The sequence below is a fragment of the Niastella sp. sgz303648 genome, from assembly GCF_059587045.1.
In genome coordinates this window covers 84815-107347 of the sequence record NZ_JCAPSW010000023.1, presented here as the reverse complement: position 1 = coordinate 107347, position 22533 = coordinate 84815, and the positions used below count along the sequence as shown (strand labels likewise).

Sequence of the window (22533 nt, the reverse complement as noted above, 5' to 3'; positions counted from 1 at the left end):
CTCGTCTATTAGTTTTGGAGTTTGAACAGGAACTTATCTGTGTTCATCTGTGGCAAAGTTATATTATCGTGGTGCCGAAGGCGCCCGTCTAAAAACTAAATCCAACTTTCGCAAATAACCTGATGCCGTTACCACCCATTTGAACAGCATCCCAGGGACCACCGGTTTCATTGTTAAATGCCCATGACCTCGCTTCGCGGTTAATACCCAGGTCGGGATGTACATTGAAGATATTATCAGCCCCTATAAAAGCGGTAAATGCTTTTGATATTTTGTAAGAAAAATACAGATCGCTTATCACCTTGCCATAGTAATTATATTGGTCCTTTACCGGCCGGCCATCCGAATCGGCAGGCACATAGGCATATAGATCACCCCGGTCAAAAGACGGCGTAAAATCTGAGCTGGTGCCATCGCCATAACCCAGTATAATCATTTTGCCAAAATACGTGAAGCGGGTGCCTGCAGTGAATTTTTTGATGCTGTATTCAAGGTTCAATCCGAATTTTGATTTGGGGGCCGAAGCAAGAATGAATTTCTGTTCTCTTTCCGACAGAAAAGTAGTCTGCAGGTCTTTAGTATTGTTAAGTTTGGCCGGTACATTTATTTTATCAATATCCATCGACTGTACATTGCCGGTAAGCAATGCTTTTAAATTACCGGCTCCTGCTTTGGCATTGTATTCAACCACCACATCTATTCCGCGGTTGGTGGTATTCACAGCATTGGCAAAGAACTGCGCCAGGCTAACATGCAACTGCTGCATGGCAGAGATCAATTGCGGGTCGAGTGTGGGATCATCTACACTGAACTGACCCGATAAAACTACCCTGTCTTTTATTTTAACCCAATATCCGTCGACCGTTATGTTCAGATTACCCGCCGGATGCCAGGCAAAACCTAAACTGGCATTTACCGATTTTTCCTGCTTCAGCTCGGGTATGCCGGCTGCTTTGGTGATGGGGCTGTAGTTGGGGGCTATCTTCACTTCGGCAATAGTGCCACCCTGCACAGTAGTGAAGGTTGAGCTGAAATTAATTTGTTGTAACGAAGGCGCTCTGAAACCTGTACTAACGGAGCCGCGTATATTAAAATCGTGTGTTAGCTTATACCGGGTTGCCAGTTTGTAATTGTGTGTAAACCCAAAATCGCTATAATTTTCAGCACGCACTGCCAGGTCCAGTAAAAATTGCCGGTTGAAGTCTATTTCAGCATCGACATAAGCGCCAATGGTCGAACGGTTCGCATTTACTTCATCGTTAGGTTGATAACCCGGAAAGCCCTGAGAGCCGGTTGCTTTATCGCCGGTAGCATCATAGTTTTTATATGAGGCTTCTTCACCTGCAAACAGTTTATATCGTTCATACCGGTATTCGGCGCCAAATGCCAGGTTAAAGTCGTTGGCAATACCTGGTATTTGCTTACTGAAATTTGCATTCACCGTGTTCTGCAGGAAATTAAAACCGCCATCATCGAAATGTGTTTGTGTGGCGCCTTTCGAAGCATTGAATGTTTTATCGCCAAAAAAATGAAAGTTATTGGTACCAATGGCATTGCTTACATCCCATAGCCAGCCGCTGCGCATTTCGCCTTTTACACCGGTTGCCAGGGAAACATCGGTAATTAATGTTTGAATATGGGGATTAAAATATTTTTCTCCATCAGAGGTTGTTTGAATAATACCCGGTACATCGATCAGGTTGCCGCTGTTATCGGTTGGGAACCTGTCGGGCCGTGCTGAAAAATTTCTGGTAAATGCATAGGCGTCAGAAGCCTTGTAATTATAACCGCCAAATGCATAAAAGCTGGCATTATTAGTTGAGAAGGGTATTTCGGCATTCAAAAATCCGCTGAAGTTTTCAACCGATCCGTCGCCATGTGCACGCCTGTATATGTTCGTGTACATGAAATCGTAATTTTTTTTATTGGTATCTAACGCCTGCCTGAATGTTTTGCCCTGGTTAATATAGCTGCCGGTTAAATTTATAAAGCCGCCTCTTTTGCCTACCGGCAAACCATAGTTGGCGTTAATCGAAAGGGCTTTGCCATCAATAGCGCCATCATATACATATTGTCCATAGCTGCTTTTAAAATGCGGATTGTATTTTTTATCGTAGTAACCTGAATAACCGATATTGCCGGTAAGTTGCTTTACATTTTTTTTCAGTACCAGGTTTATTACACCGGCGATTGCATCGGAACCATATTGGGCCGAAGCGCCATCGCGTAATATTTCAACGCGGTCAATGGCACTAACGGGTATGGCGCTCAGGTCGGTGCCCGAATTACCACGGCCTCTTGTACCGAATACAGCTACAAAGGCTGTTTGATGCCGGCGCTTGCCATTGATCAACACCAGTGTTTGATCGGGGCCCAAACCACGCAAGGTAGCCAGATCAATATGGTCGGCCCCGTCGCTGCCGCTTTGTTTATTGTAATTAAAGGAGGGGGCCGAGTAATTGATAAGTGAAGTAATATCGGTACGCCCTGTTGGTAAAGCTACCTGACCCACATTTACCACATCGACCGGAACAGGTGTTTCGGTTTTGATGCGTCCGGCGCGGCGTGTACCTACCAGCACAATTTGTGATAATTCGGTACTCGACGGTTCGAGGCGAAGGGTTATTTGCGATTGATTATCAACAGTAATGGTTGTACTATTATAACCCACCATACTAATTTCGAGCACATCACCGGCTTTCGCCTGCAGCGTGAAGTTGCCTTCCTGATTGGTAGTGGTTCCGGTACCTGAACCTTTGATTTTTACCGATACCCCTAATAAAGGCATGTTGTTTTTTGAATCGGATATTTTTCCGGTGATGGTTTGTTTTTGAGCAAGTAGCATGAGCGGGCTAATAAGAAGCAGCATTAGCCAGCTTGTTTTAGTTATTGAGGACATAAGCAGTATTTACTATAAATTTAAAGCATTAGTTTGTAAAATAGTATTCATTTAATTGGTGAACACGATAATTATGCAGGAAGCGGATAGTAAGTAGTAAGTGGTGATTTGTTCCAAATAACTGGTAACCAGGAAAGGGAATATCTACGTGTGTTTGGAACATTGTTATGTGATTCTTGCAGGAGCTTTCTTTTGAAGTACATATGGCAGGCACAAACGAAGTTTATGGCCCTCAAAAAAAGATTTTTAATTTTTTTTAAAAAAACTTTACAAAATATTTGGTGTAATTGAAAAATTATTGACACCTTTGCAATACAAATCAACAAACACAAAAAACATGTTACGCAAACAATCACACATAGAAGTACTGAACGGCTGGACGCCGATTAGTGACTTTACAGCTTGCGGGGCGTGTTACGCGAAGGAATAAGTTGAATAAACGAATTCGATATAACACAGGCCCCGCAAGAGATTGCGGGGTTTTTTGTTTTATCCGCCGTCCGCGTGTCACTGAAGCTTTAGCGGCGGATAGAATACCAGGAGTTAGCTCCTGAACGGGTATTTAATGTTCATATGTGTATTGGCGTTAGTGTTTGGAGAGGGTTCTAAAAAATATTAAATCAACTTATGAAATCTTTACAATAACAACATCTAAATAAGCAGATAAAAATTGATGATAAGACAATTGCGACATATACGATTTACCATGCCGTGCGATACGAAGGTATCAGCCGAACGGATTTGGTGTGCGAATACGAAGGCAGTGGTAGATAATAGTGGCGGCATGCAGGAAGATAATATACCCATACGACCGTGTTGTGTTTAAACAAATACTGTGCAAACAGATATCTGAATAACAGGCCCGGTCGAAAAACGACCGGGCTTTTTTATTATCCGCCGTCCCGGCTGAGCCGGGAAGCGAAGGCGGACTGGTTCCCACAGAATTAAGCCCAATTAATAACAACACCTCTTTAGGGATGGGGGTGCGATAAAGGAAGGTATGTGATGAAATTATTAATGGCAGTTTATGTGATCCGTTTCATTGTTGCTTTTATGGATAAAACAAAAGCAAACAGGCTGAATAAAGAAGATGCCGATCAGCATATAACAAAACATCCTGCAGCATTCAGGATACGATAAATAAAAAAGTTATTGGGGTCTAAAAGGAGGAAAATAAGCAGTTCCCGGTGTATCGGGACTGCTTTTCCAAAAAAAATTACCACTATGAGAAAACTGGCAAGTATACAAAGAATAAAAAGTATTGAACACATAGCAAATGCCGATTCCATTATGAAAGCAACCGTATTGGGATGGCAGCTGGTAATAAAGAAAGATGAGTTTAAACCTGGCGATCTGTGCGTGTACGTTGAAATAGACAGCATACTGCCTGAGAAACCTGAGTTTGAATTTCTTCGAAATAAGAATTTCAGAATACGTACACTCAAAATGCGCGGACAGGTATCACAGGGGATTTGCTTTCCGCTGCATATTCTTCCGAACAACATACAGGTTGAGGAAGGTGCAGATGTTACTGATGTTTTAAGCATTATAAAGTACGAACCGCCTGTTCCGTTGAATATGCTTGGAATTATGAAAGGACCGTTTCCTTCTTTTATTCCTAAAACAGATGAAACCAGGGTTCAGGTATTACAGGATTTGTTGAATGAACATAAAGGTGCATTGTGTTACATCACTGAAAAGCTGGATGGTACCTCTGTAACCTATTTTGTAAAGGATGGTGTGTTTGGTGTATGCAGCCGTAATATGGAGCTCGAAGAAAATGAAAGCAATTTGTACTGGAAAACTGCGCGTCAATTCAATATTGAGCAAAAGCTCAGAAGCCTTGGTCGCAATATCGCCATACAGGGTGAACTGGTTGGTGAAGGTATTCAGGGAAACAAGCTGAAGCTGAAAGGACAACACGTGTTTGTTTTTAGTGTGTTTTTAATTGATGAATATAGATACGCTATGTTTCATGAATGGACCAGAATGATGGAAGAGCTGGATATAACAACTGTGCCTGTAATAACCGGCAATTACCGGTTGGAAAGCAATATCAGTAACATTTTAAGTATGTCAGAAACCTTTTCGCTGGTTAATCTAAGTGTAATGGCCGAAGGTATTGTTATCAGGCTGAAGGAAAGTAAAGAAATGGTTTCTTTCAAAGCTATCAGTAATGAGTTCTTATTGAAATATGGTGAATAGTGCGGATCCATAGTAAGTAAGATAAGCGGTCCCGGCTTGCCGGGCCGCATCTAAAAAATTGTAAAGCAGATTACCATTAAACCTTCCATAACAGTAGCGGAGTAGTTGGTTCTTCGCTACTAAATATAGGAGCATTCCAATTGGTTGGATACCCCGTTTGGATCGGGGAGGGTGTCCCGCCGCAAGGCGGGACCTCCTATACAAAATGCAGTACAAGCGTTGATGGCGGCGTGCCTGACTTCCAATCAGGATGACAGAGTTCGAATCTCTGGTACTGCTCAAAGGTTCGTTGGTGTAACGGCTAACACGCCGGATTGTCGATCCGGGACTATGAGTTCGATTTTCATACGAACCGCGTTTAATTGTTGAGTGGTGTAATGGTTAAGCATATCAGTCTTTGACACTGATGGTGTTGGTTCAAATCCAGCCTCAACAACAGATGTTGTCTTTAGCTTAACTGGTAAAGCGTCTCACTGTGAATGAGGAGAACAGGGTTCGAGCCCCGGAGACAACCGAAGAAAATGGAGACTAACTGGCTTGTAGCTTAACGGAAGAGTGCCACGCTACGAACGTGGGAGGTAAGAGTTCGAATCTCTTCAAGCCAACATACAAAATGGTCTGTAGCTCAATGGAAGAGTGGTTGCCTTACATGCAATCGGTTAGGGGTTCGAGTCCCTTCAGACCAACAACAATGGCCTGTAGCTCAATGGTAAGAGCAGGTGCCTTATACGCACAAGGTTATGGGTTCGAATCCCGTTAGGCCAACAATGATGACTTAGCTCAATTGGTAGAGCAGTACTCTGATACGGTACCGGTTGACAGTTCGAGTCTGTCAGTCATCACTAATTGCGACCTGGTGTAACGGCTAACACGCCACTCTCATAAGGTGAGCATCCCGGTTCGATTCCGGGGTCGCAACAAAAGCGCAACAAAACGGCTCGTAGCTTAACTGGCAAAGTATCCCGCTATAGCGGGAGGAGTATGAGTTCGAATCTCGTCGGGCCAACGAAGAGAAATGTAGAATTAGAACTGAAAAAGTAAAAAACAATGGATGAATAGCTCAACGGCAAAGCGTCCCGCAACTGCGGGATTAAGGGAGGGATTGAAAGTTCTCCCGCCTTGGCGTGATTCATCCGCAATCGGTCTGTTCGCCTAATTGGTTAGGGTACTGGTCTTTCGAACCAGGCGAATGGGTTCGATCCCCATACAGACTATCAGGAGAAAATGAAAAAGTAAAAAAGGATGAATAGCTCAACGGTAGAGCGCTCCCCTGTTAAGGGAGGGGTTGAAAGTTCGAATCTTTCTTCATCCGCAGAGAAATTAAAAATGAAGAATGTGAAATTAAAAAATGAAAAAACAGAAGGTTCAGACATTCCTCTGGTAGTTACCATTGAGCTGTGGTTTCAATTTTTTCATTTAACATTTCTAATTTCTCATTTCTGATTTCCTGGGTGCTTTGGCAGAGATGGTTCTATTGCATCCCGTTGAAGCCGGGATTATCGAAGTTCGATTCTTCGGGGCACCACAATTACGGGCATGATGTAATGGCAGCATAAAAGTCTCCAAAACTTTCAGTCTTCGTTCGAGTCGAAGTGTCCGTGCAAAAAAATAGTATATGCGTACTCGTGTCTTTAAATAGTTGATGATATAGTCTTTGTTGATAAAGAAACTATGTATCTGTAAACTATTTTAAAAATTATAATGGAGAATTTATATAGTCAGAAAGTGATCAGTGCAAATGATGTATTTGATGACTACTTTCTGAACACGAAGATCTTATACCTGTATTGTTTTAATGTATTGCCCGGTGTTTGTTTTGTTAAGCATATAGATGGCGAAAAAACTTTTGAGGCATTTAAGGAACAATTTAGTGAGTTGATTGCGCATATACATCAGTACCGGTGGTATCAATCAAAGCGAAAAAAATACCAGTTTGATAAAACAGTGATCGTTTTAAAAAACAATTGCATTGTTGAACTGGATACCGGTTACTGTGAAATTTTGCACAATGGTACGCAGTCAGAGTTTGTACAGGCAGTTACCAATATGGCAACACCGTTTAAACAAAAGCAGCGAAGACAGCCGCTTGAAATTAATCTCATTGTACAGGGTAGAAACCGGTTAAGTTTGAAAGCAATGGAAATTAAACGTACAAAACTGGATATCGACCTTTTTTATGAAGATGATTTTAAAGAAACGGATGAAATTATTCGGAATAGGCTTAATAAAACGAATGATAAAGGAATTGTTTTGTTGCATGGATTACCGGGAACGGGTAAAACAACTTACCTGCGATACCTGATAGGAAAGATCAAAAAGAAGGTATTGATTTTATCGCCTTCAGTAGCCGGCAATCTGATGAACCCTGAATTTATTGAGTTGCTGGTAGATAATCCGGATACCGTGGTGATTATTGAAGATGCTGAGAATATTATCATGGATCGTAAATACAATGCAGGATCATCTGTATCGAACCTGTTGAATATTTCGGATGGATTGATGGCCGATTTTCTGAATGTACAACTCATTTGCACATTTAACAGTTCGCTCACTATGATAGATAGTGCGCTGATGCGCAAAGGCAGATTAATAGCAAAGTATGAGTTTGGAAAATTAGGTGTAACAAAAGCACAGCGGTTAAGCGATCATTTTGGGTACAGCAATACTATTAGTGAACCAATGACAATAGCAGAAATTGCCAACCCGCATGAAAAAGAGCAAATGGTAAATAAGGTAGAAGTGATTGGCTTTAGAAGAAACCTGATTCAAAATTAAACAATAAATGAGAAGGAAGGTATGCCATGGAACAACAGCATTGGAGACGGCTGGATGGTACGCGAATCAAAAGACCTATCGAAGACGAAGTAAGGGCCGTACTGGTTCGTGAAAAGGAAATGGGTCATGAATTGAAAGTATGTATCGGTACCGACAGCCAGGTTAAGGGTAAAGAAACTGAATTCGCAACGGTAATTGTGTTCATTCGTAAAGGTAAAGGAGGTTTCATGTATATACATAATGAAACTACCCTGCAAAAGATGAGCATTAAACAACGTATGCTTACCGAAGTTTCAAAAAGTATTGAGATAGCATATGTACTGTGTCGATTGTTTACTATTTACAATGTAGATATGGAAGTACATGCCGATATCAATACCAACCCCAACTTTAAAAGTAATGATGCGTTGAAAGAAGCCATGGGCTATATCATGGGAATGGGTTTTGTGTTCAAAGCCAAACCACATGCCTTTGCCAGCTCAAGTTGTGCTAATAAAATTGTTCAATAATTACAAACAGGGATGCTGTGTTTTAATATCACAGCATCCATTAAAAAATATTCATCATGAAAAAAGTATTAAGTCGCAGTAAAAGTACAGGCAGGAAACTGTTTGTATATCTCAGGAAATGTTATGTCAGCGAATTAACTGATGATAAATTTTACTGTTATGGCAAAAAAACATAAAAGTCAAAGAGAAGAGCAACTGCTTTTGGAGCAGCAAAGGGATCAGCTGATTGAAGATGCCCTGCGCTTTTCGAAAAGACGATTCAAAAAGTTTGATGAAATAATTGATGAGTTGTATGCCGGTGAAAATTTAAGCCGGTTCTTTCATACAGATGTAAGGATCCTGAAAATCAGTGAGTGCTTTAATAAGTTGCCGACTAAAAAGAACCCTGCTGAAAAAAAGTTGATGAAAGAAACGCTTATTTATTTAGATAAGTATTCTGATTTGGTTACTGATGATGCTTTTATTCAGGCGGTTCATAATGTGGTTCAATTTAAAGCATATTGGAGAAACGATCTTTCTGAATGGAAACCTAAATCAAAGCAGCCAATTGTTCAACTGAAAGAATTAACCGCTTATTTATTCTGTATATACAAGGTGCCTGATTTTTTGTATAAAGCATTTTATGAAACCAATAAACTGCTTTTTATTGAATGGTTTATACATCTTGGAACAGGTAAAAAAGTAAAAGAACTGAAAAAGGTTCCTATTCCTTTCACGCAAAAGATGGGACACTATTTTTTGCAGGCTCCCGCTAAGATGACGATACCCGAAGCTTTGCGATGGGCACAGGTGCGGGGCCTGGGCGGGGATGAGAAAATAGCAGAACGCATTGCTTACTCATGGCTGGGGAACAAGTCTTTTGAAGAAGAAAACTTCTGGGAAAGATTTTTACAAATACTGATTGCAGGCGGTATGTTCAATCATGCCAAAATTGGTGAGTTGATAGATTATGTGCGCGAGGCAAAAAGATTGAATGTTGCTTATTCGCTTAAAGGAAGAACCCTGCAATCATTATTAAAGCAAAGCGATGAATGGCATAAGCAATCTCCTCACGCTGTGACGTTGCAATACTGGAAGTCGTGCGGTATTTCGGGCATGAAAATTAAAAAAGAGAAAGAACAGATCGCATTGGAAGAACTGATTTCATCAAAAGAATTAATCGCCGAAGGTAAAGTGATGAAGCATTGCGTAGGCTCCTATGCACATTCGTGTGCCAAAGGAAAATCAGCCATTTTTTCTTTCAGGAAGTATTCATCAGGCTTTTTACAGGAAGTAATGGCCACTATTGAAGTGAATATTTCTTTAAGAAGAATTGTTCAGGCAAAAGGGAAGATGAATAAGGCCATATCGGATGAAGTAAGAAAATATATGGAGTTATGGGCCAGAAACCAGGAATTAACGGTTAGTACTTATTTGTAAAGGTGTTGACCCGGATAAAGGAGGTATAAAATGAAATTTAATTTAAGACTGAAAAGCAAAGCCCGTGAAACAGTTAATTACGAAGGTGAAAAGGCTTTCGTATTAACTCCTCAGATAGAGCTGTATACAACTGTGGCTACTGCTGCACTCAGCGATCAGTTTTATGAAAAGGCTGGAGACTGTTTGCAACGAATCCGTGAGCTGATCGCAAAAAACGATGCCGCCTTTGTGGCAAAACTGGCTATATATACGCGTGAACAAATGTACCTGCGTAGTATTCCGCTGGTGCTGTCTGTTGAACTTTCTAAAACGCATAATGGCGACAGCATAATAAATAAACTGGTTAACCGGGTAGTACAGCGTGCTGATGAAATTACCGAGCTGCTGGCTTACTATGCCATGGCCAATGAACGTAAGGAACAGAAACAGCTGAATAAGCTAAGCAAGCAATTGCAAAAGGGTTTGGCAGATGCATTCAACAAATTTGATGAATACCAGTTTGCCAAATACAATCGCGATGCAAAGGTGAAGTTGAAAGATGCGTTGTTCCTTGTTCACCCAAAAGCAAAAGACCAAAACCAGCAACTGTTGTTCGATAAAATAGTGAACGATGAATTGCAAACCCCATATACCTGGGAAACTGAGTTGAGTGTATTGGGACAGCAAAAATTTGAAAGGGTTGAACAGAAACAATCGGCTATCCGTGCTAAATGGGAAGAACTGATTTTCAGTAACAAAATGGGTTACATGGCTACGCTGCGTAACCTGCGTAATATACTGGAATCCGAAGTAAGCGGCGAAGCCCTGAATAAAGTATGCAGCTACATTGCCAACGCAAATGCAGTAGCAAATAGCAAACAATTGCCATTCCGTTTTTTGAGTGCTTACCGTGAATTGAAGGAGTTGAATAATGGACGTGTAAGCAAAGTGCTGAATGCGCTGGAAGAAGCCGTATTGCATACCGCTTCGAACATAGCCGGGTATAACGAAAATACAAAAGTGGTTATTGCAGCCGATGTTAGTGGCAGCATGCAAAAGCCTGTAAGTGCTAAAAGCAAGGTGCTGAATTTCGACATTGGTCTGATGCTGGCTATGCTGTTGCAGAATCGTTGTGAACATGTAATTACCGGAATGTTTGGGGATAAGTGGAAAGTGATCAATGTGTCGAATAAAAATATTCTGGCTAATGTAAACGAGTTCTACCGTCGTGAAGGAGAAGTGGGTTACAGCACCAATGGATACCTGGTAATAAAGGACCTGCTTGAGCGAAAAAGTAAAGTAGATAAAGTAATGCTGTTTACCGACTGTCAGCTGTGGAATAGTAACGGTACCGGTGAAAATATAGCCGTTCTTTGGAAGCGATACAAACAGCTGGCGCCGGATGCAAAACTATATCTGTTCGATCTGGCAGGATACGGAAATACGCCATTGAATGTAATGCGCGATGATGTGTTTTTAATTGCCGGATGGAGCGATAAAATTTTCAATGTGCTGCAGGCCATTGAAAACGGAGGTAACGCAATAAAGATGATTGAAGAAATAAGTCTGTAATCCGTTCCCACATAGCTCTTGTTGTAAGTTATAGCCTTGAAACGAAAAGTAGTTTCCCGACATGAAAAGTCTGTCGGGGCTACTTTTTCAAAAAAGATCTTTGAACTATCGGTTAAAATGGATCATCTGTCACATGGCAGTAGGCTCACTTGAACCGGTTATTGAAAATTATTAACAATATTTAGGGATGTCGTAGAGATGAGATACTTCGTCTCCAATGAATGGGGTAGAAATCCGGTGAAAACCAGACGAGGTGCAAATCCTCAGCCTGACAGCGCCCCGTTTCTCAACTCGCCTATTACTCCTTAAATTATTGAAAGGTGTCGTAAATAAGAGATACTTCGTGGTAACCGTTAGTTCGAATCTAACCGCCTCCACTCGTATCGGGGGCGAAAGCTCTTATTGCTTATTACCCTTTCAAAAATATTGAATGATGCCGTAAAGCAGGGATACTTCGGAGTTATAGTTCATGTGGTAGAACATTCCGTTAGGAACGGAAAGAAGGCGGGTTCGATCCCCGTTTAACTAACTATCTCTGTTTGTTTGTTGCTCATTCAATTTTGTTAAAAATATGCAGCGTGTCGTAGGATAGTGATACTTCGACCTTGAAAATCAACGGCACTATCTGATTGTAACCGCTGCTTATTAAAAAACTTGTACAACAGGTGTCGTAAAAAAGAGATACTTCGTGTTAATCATTGGGTCGCCGGTTCGAATCCGGCTCCGGGAGTCATAGAACCCCGGGTAGTTCAGCGGTCAGAACAAATGAATAAGACTCTTTTTGCTTTGTTACCCTTTTGTTCATTAAATCGCTTAAACAGGTGTCGTAGAGAAGGGATACTTCGATTAAGGATCGGCAGGTCGCAGGTTCGAATCCTGTTCCCTTGCTATAGGGATAGCTCAGTGGTAGAGCAGCTTGTGCCCTTTTCAATCTGTTACCCTGTTTATTATTTTAGTATGCTTTAAAATGATTTTTATGATGACGGATGTAATCAACACTATTGAAACAGAACTCATAGTAACCTTTGATGAAATATTCAAATGGTTTGATATTGGTAGTGATCTTATGCATTATTCGCCAAAAAACGCATGCAGCATAAGAAAAATCCTTGAACATATTTCTTTAACGAATGATAATTTGCTGACCTCGATTTGTAAAGGAACTATAAAAGGCGTGCAAAAATCTAAAAAAGCTGGCCAAACTTCTCATTGGGTGAATTGTGAGATGGATATGCCAAGAGTGAATGTAATTGGACCGCAAAAAATGTTTCGATTCGCCTCTTCATCCGGAGCATTGGTTGAGGCCTGGCGCAGGCAAATGGAAAGTAAAAAGCCGGTTGCTGATATTCAGTTAAAGCTGCAGAAGCAATTAAAGCAATGTACCAACCTCTTAATCCAGTTGCAGCTTGAAGAAGGCATGTTAAAAAAACCGGAGGATGTATACCAAAATATAAATTTTCTGGTGCAGCATGCAAAAAGACATATCACCCAAATGGAAAGGGTGGAAATTGAGTTCAACCTTGGCATATAAAAGGTGTGCTGCACCTCTGAGCGAAGCCTGCGAGCTGTAGGCTGGTCGAAGAGTAATGTGTAGCGCACCTTTCTGAAAAATTAAAATGAATTTAGTATGGGTATATTTATACTACTGGTTTTGGGCGGGCTTTTTTTATTAAAATTAGCTCCGAAAATAATGGTTGGGCTGCAAAGAACGGTGCGTGTAATGAATAATAAACGAACCGCCGGTATTTTTGAGCATCATTATATTGATAGCAAGGCATTTTATTTGTATCGGTTCAGAAATATACCCTGCGTAACATTTGTTGATGGTATTGATGTATCAAAAGCATTTGCCTTTATTAACAATAACTTCAATGAAAGGATCGTGGATATTTATCAATCCTCGTTTTTTAACAGGGAAGCAGGAAGGCAACAGTTCAACAAAACATTATTCATATTGAACGATAAAGTTATTGTTGAATTGTACGGTCAGCATGCAGGTATTTTATATTCTAACAGCAAATATGCTTTTGCAGATAGGCTGTTAAAGAATCTGAACGAATTTAAACTGCCCGAAAAGCAGGCTGACTATGAAATCAATATCATTACATTAAGCAGCACAGGACTTGAATTAAAACAGCTGGCCATTAAACCAACAAATCTTGATATTGGTTTATATTATAATGATGACTTTAAAGATGTTGATACAATCATTCGCAACCGTTTAAACCAATCGAACGATAAAGGTATCGTATTGCTACACGGTTTGCCCGGAACAGGTAAAACAACCTATCTGCGGCACCTGATCGGAGGTTTAAACAAAAGGGTTTTGTTTGTATCGCCCTCTGTGGCTGGTAATTTAATGAACCCTGAATTTATTGATTTACTGATCGATAATCCAAATGCGGTGCTGGTAATCGAAGATGCTGAAAATATTATAATGGACAGAAAATATAACAATAACTCATCCGTTTCAAATTTGCTGAATATCAGCGATGGATTATTGAGCGACTGTTTAAATGTGCAGATCATTTGTACTTTTAATAGTGCGCTGAACCTGATAGATTCTGCCCTTATGCGTAAAGGCCGTTTAATTGCCCGGTATGAATTTGGTAAATTATCGGTTTCAAAGGCACAGCTGCTATCGGACCACCTCGGCTTAAAGCAGGTAATTGTAAAACCAATGACCCTGGCCGAAGTTGCCAACCCCGATGATAAGGATTTTGAAGTAAAGAAAATGACTTCAATAGGTTTTAGAAAAGAGATTGCTGAAAATTAAACAGGCTGCCGTTAACAAAAACGGCAGCTTTAAAAAAGAAATATGTCGAAATTAAAGATATCAGGAAAAGAATTAAGAGCTTTAGGTTATCCCGAAGGACCGGTGATAAGTATAGCGATGAATGTAATGGAGAAGAATTATAAGTATGAGAAAAAGGAGGAGGTGATGGAATTGTTACAAAAAATATTGAGTGCGCCGGTAGAATATGAAAATGATGCGGTGCTGGGTTTAATTGCACAACAGCTTATACCAAAGAAAATAGTAGAATCGGGGGAAGTGATTTCATTGAATGATACAGGTATTCCCTTTAATGTATTCGGAGGCGAGCATATTGAAAAAGAAGCGATGCATCAGATGAACCTGGCGGCCCGCTTGCCGGTTTCTGTAGCAGGCGCTTTGATGCCGGATGCGCATGCTGGTTATGGCTTGCCTATCGGAGGTGTGTTGGCTACCGAAAATGCAGTGATACCCTATGGGGTAGGAGTTGATATCGGTTGCCGCATGTGTTTAAGCGTGTTTGATATTAGTCCGAAAGAACTGGTGCAGCGCGAACATTTTTTCACCCGTGAATTGCAGGAAGCTACTTTATTTGGAAGCGGGGCCATATTTGAAGCAGCAGTTGATCACGAAGTGATGGAGCGGACCGAGTTCGACGAACTGCCTTTATTAAAAGGGTTGCAAACAAGGGCCTGGAAGCAACTTGGGTCAAGTGGTTCGGGTAATCACTTTGCTGAATTTGGTGTGGTTGAAATTGGTGAAAAAGATACCATCCCTGGTATTGATGCGGGTGTATATGTTGGTTTGTTAACACATTCGGGTTCGCGTGCGTTGGGTGCCAATATCGCCACTCATTATACTAAAATAGCAAGGGAAAAAAGACGGTTGCCCGGCGAAGCAGCGAATCTTGCATGGCTGAACCTCGATGAACCCGAAGGTATTGAGTATTGGCTGGCCATGAACCTGGCGGGTGATTATGCATCGGCATGTCATCATATCATTCATCAGAAATTATCAAAAGCCATTGGCGAAAAACCAATGGCACGGGTTGAAAATCACCACAATTTTGCATGGAAAGAAATGCTGACTGTTGATAATGGTGAACAAAAAGAGGTGATCGTTCATCGTAAAGGTGCTACACCCGCTGGTAAAGATGTATTAGGTATTATTCCCGGTTCTATGACAGCGCCCGGTTTTATAGTAAAAGGAAAAGGGCAGACCGCTTCGGTTTTTTCGGCATCGCATGGCGCCGGAAGAAAGATGAGCCGTACAAAAGCGTTGGCAGCCATCACCCATAAAGACCTGAAAGATCAATTGCAAAAGTATGGTGTAAAGCTACTGGGAGGCGGATTAGATGAAGCACCGCATGCGTATAAAGATATTGAAGTGGTGATGAAGAGTCAGCAGGCGTTGGTTGATGTGGTGGGTAAATTCATGCCAAAAATTGTAAAAATGGATGGCACTGCACCCAAGCCCTGGAAGAAAAAAGGCGAACTCTCTGGAGAATAACGAATGTTGAATATTAAATGTCGAATGTAGAAGTAAAGGCATACTTCGAAATTCGACATTTATCATTTGGAGGATAGTTTATCAAAAATATACGAAAGAGGGCTTTGTTCCAAAACAATACGTTGGCTTTGATGGCCATCTTCTTTCCATTTTATAAGCCGTATATTATCACCATCTATTTCGATACCGGTAATATCACCATCGTTGAAGCAACAGCAACCGCTGTTAAAGTAAGAAGGAGTTACCATTGTTTTATGAAATTGCTTACCGGCATATTCCGCTTTTCTTTTTTCCAGTTCGGCCTCGATGCTCTGCATGGCTGCGGTATCGTGCTGTGCTTTTGCTTTTTCCAATTGTTTGGTTAGCCGTTCAATATGATCGAGCGAAGCGAAAACCGGTTTATGTGTGTGACCCGAGATAAATACGAGGTTTTGTTGCGTAGCGCTCCATTCGTACATGATCACGTTATGTTTATCTACCAGTTCAAACGAATCGGAGGTTGAATTAATGCTTATTTCAAGAAAACGTTGAATGGGTGTCCAGATGGCGGCAACAAACCAGGTGCTGAAGGCGTTGCCATCACTCTTTTGATCGCCCTGGTGGCCATGTGTACAAAAAACGGAATATTGCTGATTGTTGTAAGATGTAGTTAACAAAATGCCTTCATATATTTTCAGTTTGTTACCAAAAACAGGTTTCAGGTAACGGGTACGGGGAAGATCAAATTTCCATTGCAGATCGTGATTGCCAAAAATGCGATAGTAGCGGTCCTGTTCAAGAAAGCGTAGCTCTGCCCGCAGATCGGTCTGGTTCTTTTCCATCACAATATCAGGTTTGTTCTCCCACAATTCTTCACAATCGCCCAGATTTATGAATTGAAAACCGTTGTTGTAATAATAGTCGAGCGCTGCGATATAGTTTTTTTCTGACAGGCGAAAATCATCTGCTGCATCGCGGGCGCCTTTATGTTCATCAGAAAGAATAATGAACTTACCTGTTGAAAGTTCAAAAGGCACGATGATACCACTGTTTTCCTTTTGATTACGAATTTCTTTCAGTAATTCGGTTAACGACTGAAAAACCTTATCTTTTTTAGGTGAAGAAGATATTTTTTCGGCCAGCCAGGTAACCGGTTTTCTAAACAGCCATTGTAGCAACTTTTTCATAATTTGACATTCTTCAGTTGGAAATTCTTACCTCTTCATTTATCGTTCTTAATTTTTTATTTTTCATTTCTGTACGGAATTTATTACTTTAGTAATATAGCAAATCGATATCATTTATAGCATGGTTTGAATTTTTGGCTATAATATATCGATTTTCCCCACACGGAATCCTGCCCGGCAAAGTTATTCAGGCACTGCACAAAATGAGCACAACTGCCTGTGAATAAAATACATTCAAATGAAACAACTATCGTTTGCCACACCTTCCAATTTGCAACGCTGGTTTTGGTTATTACTCGCCATTAATTGCCTGTTCATTATTGCGTCAAAATGGTACATGCAACCTTTGGCAACAGGCGAAATTGTTCGTTTTGAGCTGGCCAAAGAACTATCAGTTGCTGATAGAATCATTCAGGACTGGAGTACTTACGGAAAGCTGAATCATGCCATTATCAGCGTATACCTCGATTTTTTATTTATTGCTTTATATACTTCGGGCCTTGCTGTAACCTGTGTGTATGTTGGCCGTTTAAGCCAGCATGAAATATTAATGCGCACCGGTAAATTTTTCACCTACCTTTTAATTGGGGCGGGCATTTGTGATGTTATTGAAAACATTACAATGTTAAAAAGCCTTCATGGCACGGCCACCAAATGGTCGGTATTGCTGGCGTACGATATGGCTACCACCAAATTTTCGATTGTTATACTGAGTGCTTTATTTATTGCTGTTTGTTTGGTGTTCAGGTTATTGCGGAAAGTGGTGTTGTAACCAGCATGTACTTATACCTTAATATAAATCTTCTTCTTATCCATAAAATACACAATCAGCCAGTAGAAAATGATCATGCAAATCGCATACAGTAAAGATCCGTTTTTAAGATTGTCTGAAACCGGTTTGCAGACATGCTGGTAAAACCATGGGAACGCACTCGTATATACTTTTTTGCCATTCTCATCAATATGGTCTGTCCAGCGCAACAGGGCAATTATGCGGGGTAAAAATCCACTCAGGAAAAAAATGAACAGGGCATTCTTACCAAATACATCGAAAAAGCGGCTCAGGGCACCTTTTATTTCTTTAAACTCAATTAAAAAGATACAAATCGACAGTACCAGTATAGCAAGACCTGTGGTATAAAACACATAGGAGCTCGTCCATATTTTTTTGTTTATAGGAAATACCATGTCCCACGCATAACCGGTAAAAATTAATATGCATCCTGCTACAAACAAATGCGCCAGCATATCATAGGTTTTCCCTTTTTGCTGAATATAAAAGCCAACAAAATAGCCAAAGATCACCTGAACAATGGAGGTAAGGGTGCTGGTAATGCCTTCAGGATCGAATGCCATCCCTTCACCATGATACATATGCGATTCGCCTAATACGGCTTTATCAACTCCTAATCCGAAATATCCATTGAGGCTGTACGGATCGGCCGGGTTGCCCAGCAGTAAACACAACATCCAGTATCCTAACAAAAGAACAACGGCCGAAACAAAGGCGCCGCGTATTTTGAAAAAATAAACGATGAGCGAAGCAAAAAAATAGCTAAGCGCAATACGTTGCAGAACCCCTAAAATTCGAATGCCCACAATGGTACCGCTTGCATTGGTATATTCCCAGGCTTTAAACACCAGGTGGTCATCATCCCACCTGATAAAAGGCGACCAGTTCAGAAAAAAGCCAATCGCAAATATCAGACAGCTACGGATGACCACTTTTTTGAGAAAGGCGGCGGTGCCGGCTGCTTCTAACCGGGGCATTACGAACGACAAGGCATTGCCAACTGCAAATAAAAAGAAGGGAAATACCAGGTCGGTAGGCGTACAGCCATGCCAGGGAGCATGTTCAAGCGGCGCATACAGGTACCCCCAGTTGCCGGGGTTATTAACCAGTATCATAAAAGCCACAGTGGCGCCACAGAATACATCGAGGGAATAAAAGCGTTTTTGCACTTGCGTATGTTTAAAGTACAAGGCTCAAGATACAAAACGCCGCCTGGGAAAACGGTCATTATAAAAAGGATTATTTACCTTGCGGCATTTGCTGGCCAAACGGGGGTTATAATCTGGTTTAATATATTTTTCAATTATTGATAAAGGCCTGTGACTGAGCAAACGACTTTTTTAGTTGAAAAATAATGGTTTAAGTTTTTTTGCACATGTTTATACACATTAAAAAACACCTATATTTGCACCCGTTCAGGTAGCATTGCAGGCTTTTGCCGATGGAAGTACCGAATGGTTAAAACTTCCATGCTTTAGAATAAAAACATGGAAAGAATTCCTGTGGAAGAGCTAATTGTTACTTTAAATATATTTTATAGTGGAAGGGTATAAGGAGTACTTCAGGGAAGTGCTCTCTTATGCCCTTTTATTATTCTTTATTGCGATACCTGAATAGTTGTATTCTATTTAAAATCAGTTAGTTGCGCGAAAAATCGTGTGACTGACGAGGCGAAGCCATGCGCAACTTAAACCCCGGAACTCAGAGCCTTAAACCCCATCAGAGAACTTAAAACTTAGAACTTATAACCAACCATCTAATGCCTGCACCTGCCACAAAAAAATGGTTTGCTGTGTACACCCGGCCCCGCTGGGAAAAAAAAGTGCACAAGCTTTTGCAGGAAAAAGGCATTGAATGTTATTGTCCGCTCAATAAAGTACATCGCAAATGGAGCGACCGGGTAAAAATTGTTGAAGAGCCGCTGTTTAAATCTTACCTGTTCGTAAAAGTGAACGAAGATGAAAAAACGCCGGTACGAATGACCGATGGGGTGGTAAACTTTATTTACTGGCTTGGAAAACCGGCGATTATTAAAGAAAAGGAAATTGAAATTATCAAAAGGTTTTTAAACGAACATCACGATGTAGAAGTTCGGCCCGTTGATATTACAACCGGTAAAAAAGTAATGGTACAAAGTGGTATTCTTATGGGTAAGGAGGGAACAGTAAAAAAAGTGCTGCATAAAAAGGTAGAAGTGGTAATTGAAAGCATAGGTTTTATTCTCACGGCCTATATCGATAAATCGAAAGTTATTTTGATCGATAAATAGTCACCTGGTACAGCAGAGCTATATGAACAAAATCCGGTTTGCTATTATAGGTTGCGGTCGAATTGCACAAAGGCATGCCGGACATATCAGTAACAGGGGTATTTTAGTAGCTGTTTGTGATGTGGTAAAAGATAAGGCCGATAAACTGGCCAAAGAATACAAAGCCCGGAGTTATTATAATATAGATGATCTGTTAAAAGAAGAAGCTGGTTTGGATGTTGTGAGTGTATGCACCCCCAATGGATTGCATGGCGAACATTCCATCAAAGCATTACAGGCCGGGTTTCATGTGTTGTGCGAAAAACCGATGGCGCTGAGTACCGGAGAATGCGAGCGAATGATCAAAGAGGCGGATGATGCAGGGAAGCGGTTATTCATAATAAAACAGAACCGGTATAACCCACCGGTGGTAGCTGTAAAAAAAGCATTGGAAGAGGGTAGGCTTGGCAAAATTTATAGTATTCAGCTCAATTGCTTCTGGAACAGAAATGCTGACTATTACGCCAACACCTGGAAGGGAACGCTGAAACTGGATGGAGGTACTTTATATACCCAGTTCAGTCATTTTATTGATCTTTTATTGTGGATGATTGGTGATGTAAGCCAGGTACAATCGATGACGGCCAATTATGCACACCGGAATATCATTGAGTTTGAAGACACTGGTGTGGTGATGCTGCAGTTTGTGAATGGCGCTATTGGCACCATCAATTATACGGTAAACAGCCATGCAAAAAACATGGAAGGGTCGTTGACCATCTTTGGCGAAAAAGGAACTGTAAAGATCGGCGGCCAATATCTGAATGAGCTGGAATATCAGAACATAAAAGATTATACCATTGGCAATTTGCCGGCCGGCAATATTGCCAATCAATATGGCAGTTACGAAGGGTCGATGAGTAATCATGACAAGGTATATGATAATCTTATAGAAGTATTGCAGCATAACGGAATCATGACGACCAGTGCAATGGAAGGATTAAAAACGGTTTCATTGATCGAAAAAATGTACGGTACAGCAGTTCGCCTATGAACCAGCCCCAGATATTATCATCTCAAATACGGGATGTAAATTTTGGAACAGATGTAAAGGTGGTGCAACCGGTGAATTTGTATGAGTGCAACATTGGCGACAATTGTTTTATTGGTCCGTTTGTAGAAATACAATGCAATGCAGTGATTGGTAACCGTACCCGCGTGCAATCGCATAGTTTTATTTGTGAAGGAGTAAGCATAGGTGAAGATTGTTTTATAGGTCATGGAGTGATGTTTATAAATGATGTATTTGCTACAGGTGGCCCCGCTGGTGACAGAGCCGGCTGGAAAAATACTCAAATAGGTAACAGGGTTTCGATTGGTTCAAATGCAACTTTGTTGCCGGTAAGTGTATGTGATGGAGCCGTTATTGGCGCCGGTGCGGTAGTTACAAAGGATATTACAGAAAAAGGAATTTATGCCGGTAACCCGGCCAAACTTATACGACGATTATAGATTTACTTTGGAGATTAGCTTTCTTATGAAATCAATAAATCGCTAATTCCAAAATCAGCAATTCAATGAGAATAATTATTACCGGTGCGGCAGGATTTGTAGGGTCGAGCATAATACGTTACTTAAGGGAGCATTACACCAATGCAGAACTGATTGGCATTGACAACCTTTCGCGCAGGGGCAGTGAATACAATATTTCACTGTTACAACAACTGGGTTGTAAGTTTGTTCATGGCGATATACGTTGCAAGGAAGATATTGATGACTTGCCAAAAGCCGACTGGATAATTGATTGTGCGGCTATTCCTACTGTAACTGCCGGTGTTGACGGAGGTACGCATCAACTGATTAATAATAACCTCACCGGAACTATTTACCTGCTTGAAAAATGCCGGAGAGACAACAGCGGTTTTATAATATTAAGCACCAGTCGTGTTTATAGCATTGAAGCCCTTACCGGTATTCCTCTTACAGAAAAAGAAGACCATTTCGCAATTAAAGAAGGGGTTGCCCTGCCTCATGGTTTTTCTGAATACGGTGTGGCGGAAGCATTCAGCACTGCAGCGCCTGTTTCGTTGTATGGCGCTACCAAGTTGGCTTCGGAAGTATTGGCGTTGGAGTACCATTATACATTTGGGTTTCCGGTATGGATCAATCGTTGTGGTGTAATTGCCGGTCCCGGACAATTTGGTAAAATTGATCAGGGAATATTTTCATTTTGGGTATACCAGTATCTGCTCGATTTGCCAATTTCGTTTATAGGTTTTGGTGGTAAAGGCAAGCAGGTGCGTGATTTTTTACATCCGTTTGATGTGTTTCGGTTGGTGCAGCAGCAGATTGAGCAACCAACAACAAAAGCTCCCCGCACCATTAATATAGGAGGCGGTATCAACTGTGCCTGGAGCTTATTACAACTGGATAAATTTTGTAAACAAACATTACAGATCGATAAAGTTATTAACAGTGTGGCTGAAACCCGTGGTTTTGATATACCATTGTACATAACAGATAACAGGCAGGCTTTACAACACTGGAACTGGCAACCTTCGTTTACTGCAGAGCAGATCATGGGGCAGATCATTGAATATGGAAAGAAGAATTTGCAGATGCTGAGGGATATCAGGAAATAAAGCACAGTGGATTTGTTTTTACATTCTTTATAATAAATCAAAAA

Annotated in this window: 17 protein-coding genes and 14 tRNA genes; 28 read left to right on the top strand and 3 right to left on the bottom strand. The window is 40.9% G+C overall.

Annotated elements, in window-relative coordinates; translation table 11 throughout:
* Positions 1 to 88: 88 nt before the first annotated feature.
* Positions 89 to 2899 (bottom strand): TonB-dependent receptor, encoded by a 2811-nt coding sequence (locus tag AC59IL_RS35980; protein WP_496557086.1) that lies wholly within the window; start codon positions 2897 to 2899, stop codon positions 89 to 91.
* A 1002-nt stretch (positions 2900 to 3901) separates the two neighbouring features.
* Here AC59IL_RS35980 and AC59IL_RS35975 point away from each other — a divergent pair.
* The 23 genes from AC59IL_RS35975 to AC59IL_RS35865 all read left to right on the top strand — a co-directional run bounded on the left by AC59IL_RS35975 (position 3902) and on the right by AC59IL_RS35865 (position 15640).
* Complete coding sequence (locus tag AC59IL_RS35975; RefSeq protein ID WP_496557085.1) at positions 3902 to 4039, top strand: hypothetical protein; 138 nt, start codon at positions 3902 to 3904, stop codon at positions 4037 to 4039.
* Between the two features lie 84 nt (positions 4040 to 4123).
* Entirely contained in the window at positions 4124 to 5104 is a 981-nt protein-coding gene (locus AC59IL_RS35970; protein WP_496557084.1) for an RNA ligase (ATP), read from the top strand.
* 207 nt (positions 5105 to 5311) lie between these two features.
* A tRNA-Gly gene (locus AC59IL_RS35965) sits at positions 5312 to 5383 on the top strand.
* 4 nt (positions 5384 to 5387) lie between these two features.
* Positions 5388 to 5459: transfer RNA gene (locus tag AC59IL_RS35960), tRNA-Asp, on the top strand.
* An 8-nt stretch (positions 5460 to 5467) separates the two neighbouring features.
* Positions 5468 to 5540 (top strand) — tRNA-Gln (locus tag AC59IL_RS35955).
* A gap of 5 nt (positions 5541 to 5545) precedes the next feature.
* Positions 5546 to 5618, top strand: a tRNA-His gene (locus AC59IL_RS35950).
* A gap of 19 nt (positions 5619 to 5637) precedes the next feature.
* Positions 5638 to 5709, top strand: a tRNA-Arg gene (locus AC59IL_RS35945).
* A gap of 9 nt (positions 5710 to 5718) precedes the next feature.
* Positions 5719 to 5790 (top strand) — tRNA-Val (locus AC59IL_RS35940).
* Positions 5791 to 5796: 6 nt separating this feature from the next.
* Positions 5797 to 5869 (top strand) — tRNA-Ile (locus AC59IL_RS35935).
* A 4-nt stretch (positions 5870 to 5873) separates the two neighbouring features.
* Positions 5874 to 5946 (top strand) — tRNA-Ile (locus AC59IL_RS35930).
* 5 nt (positions 5947 to 5951) lie between these two features.
* Positions 5952 to 6022 (top strand) — tRNA-Met (locus AC59IL_RS35925).
* A 16-nt stretch (positions 6023 to 6038) separates the two neighbouring features.
* A tRNA-OTHER gene (locus AC59IL_RS35920) sits at positions 6039 to 6110 on the top strand.
* A 135-nt stretch (positions 6111 to 6245) separates the two neighbouring features.
* Positions 6246 to 6318: transfer RNA gene (locus tag AC59IL_RS35915), tRNA-Glu, on the top strand.
* 26 nt (positions 6319 to 6344) lie between these two features.
* Positions 6345 to 6416: transfer RNA gene (locus AC59IL_RS35910), tRNA-Asn, on the top strand.
* Between the two features lie 138 nt (positions 6417 to 6554).
* Positions 6555 to 6629, top strand: a tRNA-Phe gene (locus tag AC59IL_RS35905).
* 176 nt (positions 6630 to 6805) lie between these two features.
* Complete coding sequence (locus AC59IL_RS35900) at positions 6806 to 7879, top strand: AAA family ATPase (protein WP_496557083.1); 1074 nt, start codon at positions 6806 to 6808, stop codon at positions 7877 to 7879.
* Between the two features lie 26 nt (positions 7880 to 7905).
* Positions 7906 to 8388, top strand: a complete 483-nt coding sequence (locus AC59IL_RS35895) for a ribonuclease H-like YkuK family protein (RefSeq protein WP_496557082.1) — start codon at positions 7906 to 7908, stop codon at positions 8386 to 8388.
* A 159-nt stretch (positions 8389 to 8547) separates the two neighbouring features.
* Positions 8548 to 9807: a PcfJ domain-containing protein gene (locus AC59IL_RS35890; RefSeq protein WP_496557081.1), complete on the top strand. Its 1260-nt coding sequence runs from the start codon at positions 8548 to 8550 to the stop codon at positions 9805 to 9807.
* A 30-nt stretch (positions 9808 to 9837) separates the two neighbouring features.
* Positions 9838 to 11358 (top strand): TROVE domain-containing protein, encoded by a 1521-nt coding sequence (locus AC59IL_RS35885; RefSeq protein WP_496557080.1) that lies wholly within the window; start codon positions 9838 to 9840, stop codon positions 11356 to 11358.
* 458 nt (positions 11359 to 11816) lie between these two features.
* Positions 11817 to 11886: transfer RNA gene (locus tag AC59IL_RS35880), tRNA-Pro, on the top strand.
* A 448-nt stretch (positions 11887 to 12334) separates the two neighbouring features.
* Entirely contained in the window at positions 12335 to 12889 is a 555-nt protein-coding gene (locus tag AC59IL_RS35875) for a hypothetical protein (RefSeq protein WP_496557079.1), read from the top strand.
* Positions 12890 to 12985: 96 nt separating this feature from the next.
* Positions 12986 to 14134, top strand: coding sequence for an AAA family ATPase (locus AC59IL_RS35870; protein ID WP_496557078.1), 1149 nt, complete (start codon positions 12986 to 12988; stop codon positions 14132 to 14134).
* A gap of 42 nt (positions 14135 to 14176) precedes the next feature.
* Positions 14177 to 15640: an RtcB family protein gene (locus AC59IL_RS35865; RefSeq protein ID WP_496557077.1), complete on the top strand. Its 1464-nt coding sequence runs from the start codon at positions 14177 to 14179 to the stop codon at positions 15638 to 15640.
* A gap of 62 nt (positions 15641 to 15702) precedes the next feature.
* Here AC59IL_RS35865 and AC59IL_RS35860 read toward each other — a convergent pair whose 3' ends face one another.
* The gene (locus tag AC59IL_RS35860) at positions 15703 to 16806 is read right to left on the bottom strand and encodes a metallophosphoesterase (RefSeq protein ID WP_496557076.1); all 1104 of its coding nucleotides are present in this window, start codon (positions 16804 to 16806) and stop codon (positions 15703 to 15705) included.
* A 238-nt stretch (positions 16807 to 17044) separates the two neighbouring features.
* Between AC59IL_RS35860 and AC59IL_RS35855 the strand changes: the two genes are divergently transcribed.
* Complete coding sequence (locus AC59IL_RS35855) at positions 17045 to 17578, top strand: hypothetical protein (protein WP_496557075.1); 534 nt, start codon at positions 17045 to 17047, stop codon at positions 17576 to 17578.
* Positions 17579 to 17589: 11 nt separating this feature from the next.
* On the opposite strand, the gene AC59IL_RS35850 is transcribed toward AC59IL_RS35855, so the two are convergent.
* Positions 17590 to 18768, bottom strand: a complete 1179-nt coding sequence (locus tag AC59IL_RS35850; protein WP_496557074.1) for an acyltransferase family protein — start codon at positions 18766 to 18768, stop codon at positions 17590 to 17592.
* A gap of 590 nt (positions 18769 to 19358) precedes the next feature.
* Here AC59IL_RS35850 and AC59IL_RS35845 point away from each other — a divergent pair.
* The 4 genes from AC59IL_RS35845 (at position 19359) to AC59IL_RS35830 (ending at position 22489) form a co-directional block, all read left to right on the top strand.
* A complete protein-coding gene (locus tag AC59IL_RS35845) occupies positions 19359 to 19868 on the top strand; it encodes a UpxY family transcription antiterminator (protein WP_496557073.1) in 510 nt (169 codons plus the stop codon).
* A 22-nt stretch (positions 19869 to 19890) separates the two neighbouring features.
* Entirely contained in the window at positions 19891 to 20901 is a 1011-nt protein-coding gene (locus AC59IL_RS35840; protein ID WP_496557072.1) for a Gfo/Idh/MocA family protein, read from the top strand.
* Positions 20898 to 21359: an acyltransferase gene (locus tag AC59IL_RS35835; RefSeq protein ID WP_496557071.1), complete on the top strand. Its 462-nt coding sequence runs from the start codon at positions 20898 to 20900 to the stop codon at positions 21357 to 21359. Before AC59IL_RS35840 ends, AC59IL_RS35835 begins: the two co-directional genes overlap by 4 nt.
* 65 nt (positions 21360 to 21424) lie before the next feature.
* Positions 21425 to 22489 (top strand): NAD-dependent epimerase/dehydratase family protein, encoded by a 1065-nt coding sequence (locus AC59IL_RS35830; protein WP_496557070.1) that lies wholly within the window; start codon positions 21425 to 21427, stop codon positions 22487 to 22489.
* Positions 22490 to 22533: the final 44 nt, after the last annotated feature.

What these genes read in the sequence shown, in the direction of transcription:
- AC59IL_RS35980 (WP_496557086.1), bottom strand. Translation starts at nt 2,899, where the DNA reads ATGTCCTCAATAACTAAAACAAGCTGGCTAATGCTGCTTCTTATTAGC.
- AC59IL_RS35840 (WP_496557072.1), top strand. Translation starts at nt 19,891, where the DNA reads ATGAACAAAATCCGGTTTGCTATTATAGGTTGCGGTCGAATTGCACAA.
- AC59IL_RS35845 (WP_496557073.1), top strand. Translation starts at nt 19,359, where the DNA reads ATGCCTGCACCTGCCACAAAAAAATGGTTTGCTGTGTACACCCGGCCC.
- AC59IL_RS35855 (WP_496557075.1), top strand. Translation starts at nt 17,045, where the DNA reads ATGAAACAACTATCGTTTGCCACACCTTCCAATTTGCAACGCTGGTTT.
- AC59IL_RS35835 (WP_496557071.1), top strand. Translation starts at nt 20,898, where the DNA reads ATGAACCAGCCCCAGATATTATCATCTCAAATACGGGATGTAAATTTT.
- AC59IL_RS35890 (WP_496557081.1), top strand. Translation starts at nt 8,548, where the DNA reads ATGGCAAAAAAACATAAAAGTCAAAGAGAAGAGCAACTGCTTTTGGAG.
- AC59IL_RS35970 (WP_496557084.1), top strand. Translation starts at nt 4,124, where the DNA reads ATGAGAAAACTGGCAAGTATACAAAGAATAAAAAGTATTGAACACATA.
- AC59IL_RS35860 (WP_496557076.1), bottom strand. Translation starts at nt 16,806, where the DNA reads ATGAAAAAGTTGCTACAATGGCTGTTTAGAAAACCGGTTACCTGGCTG.
- AC59IL_RS35870 (WP_496557078.1), top strand. Translation starts at nt 12,986, where the DNA reads ATGGGTATATTTATACTACTGGTTTTGGGCGGGCTTTTTTTATTAAAA.
- AC59IL_RS35885 (WP_496557080.1), top strand. Translation starts at nt 9,838, where the DNA reads ATGAAATTTAATTTAAGACTGAAAAGCAAAGCCCGTGAAACAGTTAAT.
- AC59IL_RS35830 (WP_496557070.1), top strand. Translation starts at nt 21,425, where the DNA reads ATGAGAATAATTATTACCGGTGCGGCAGGATTTGTAGGGTCGAGCATA.
- AC59IL_RS35900 (WP_496557083.1), top strand. Translation starts at nt 6,806, where the DNA reads ATGGAGAATTTATATAGTCAGAAAGTGATCAGTGCAAATGATGTATTT.
- AC59IL_RS35895 (WP_496557082.1), top strand. Translation starts at nt 7,906, where the DNA reads ATGGAACAACAGCATTGGAGACGGCTGGATGGTACGCGAATCAAAAGA.
- AC59IL_RS35865 (WP_496557077.1), top strand. Translation starts at nt 14,177, where the DNA reads ATGTCGAAATTAAAGATATCAGGAAAAGAATTAAGAGCTTTAGGTTAT.
- AC59IL_RS35875 (WP_496557079.1), top strand. Translation starts at nt 12,335, where the DNA reads ATGATGACGGATGTAATCAACACTATTGAAACAGAACTCATAGTAACC.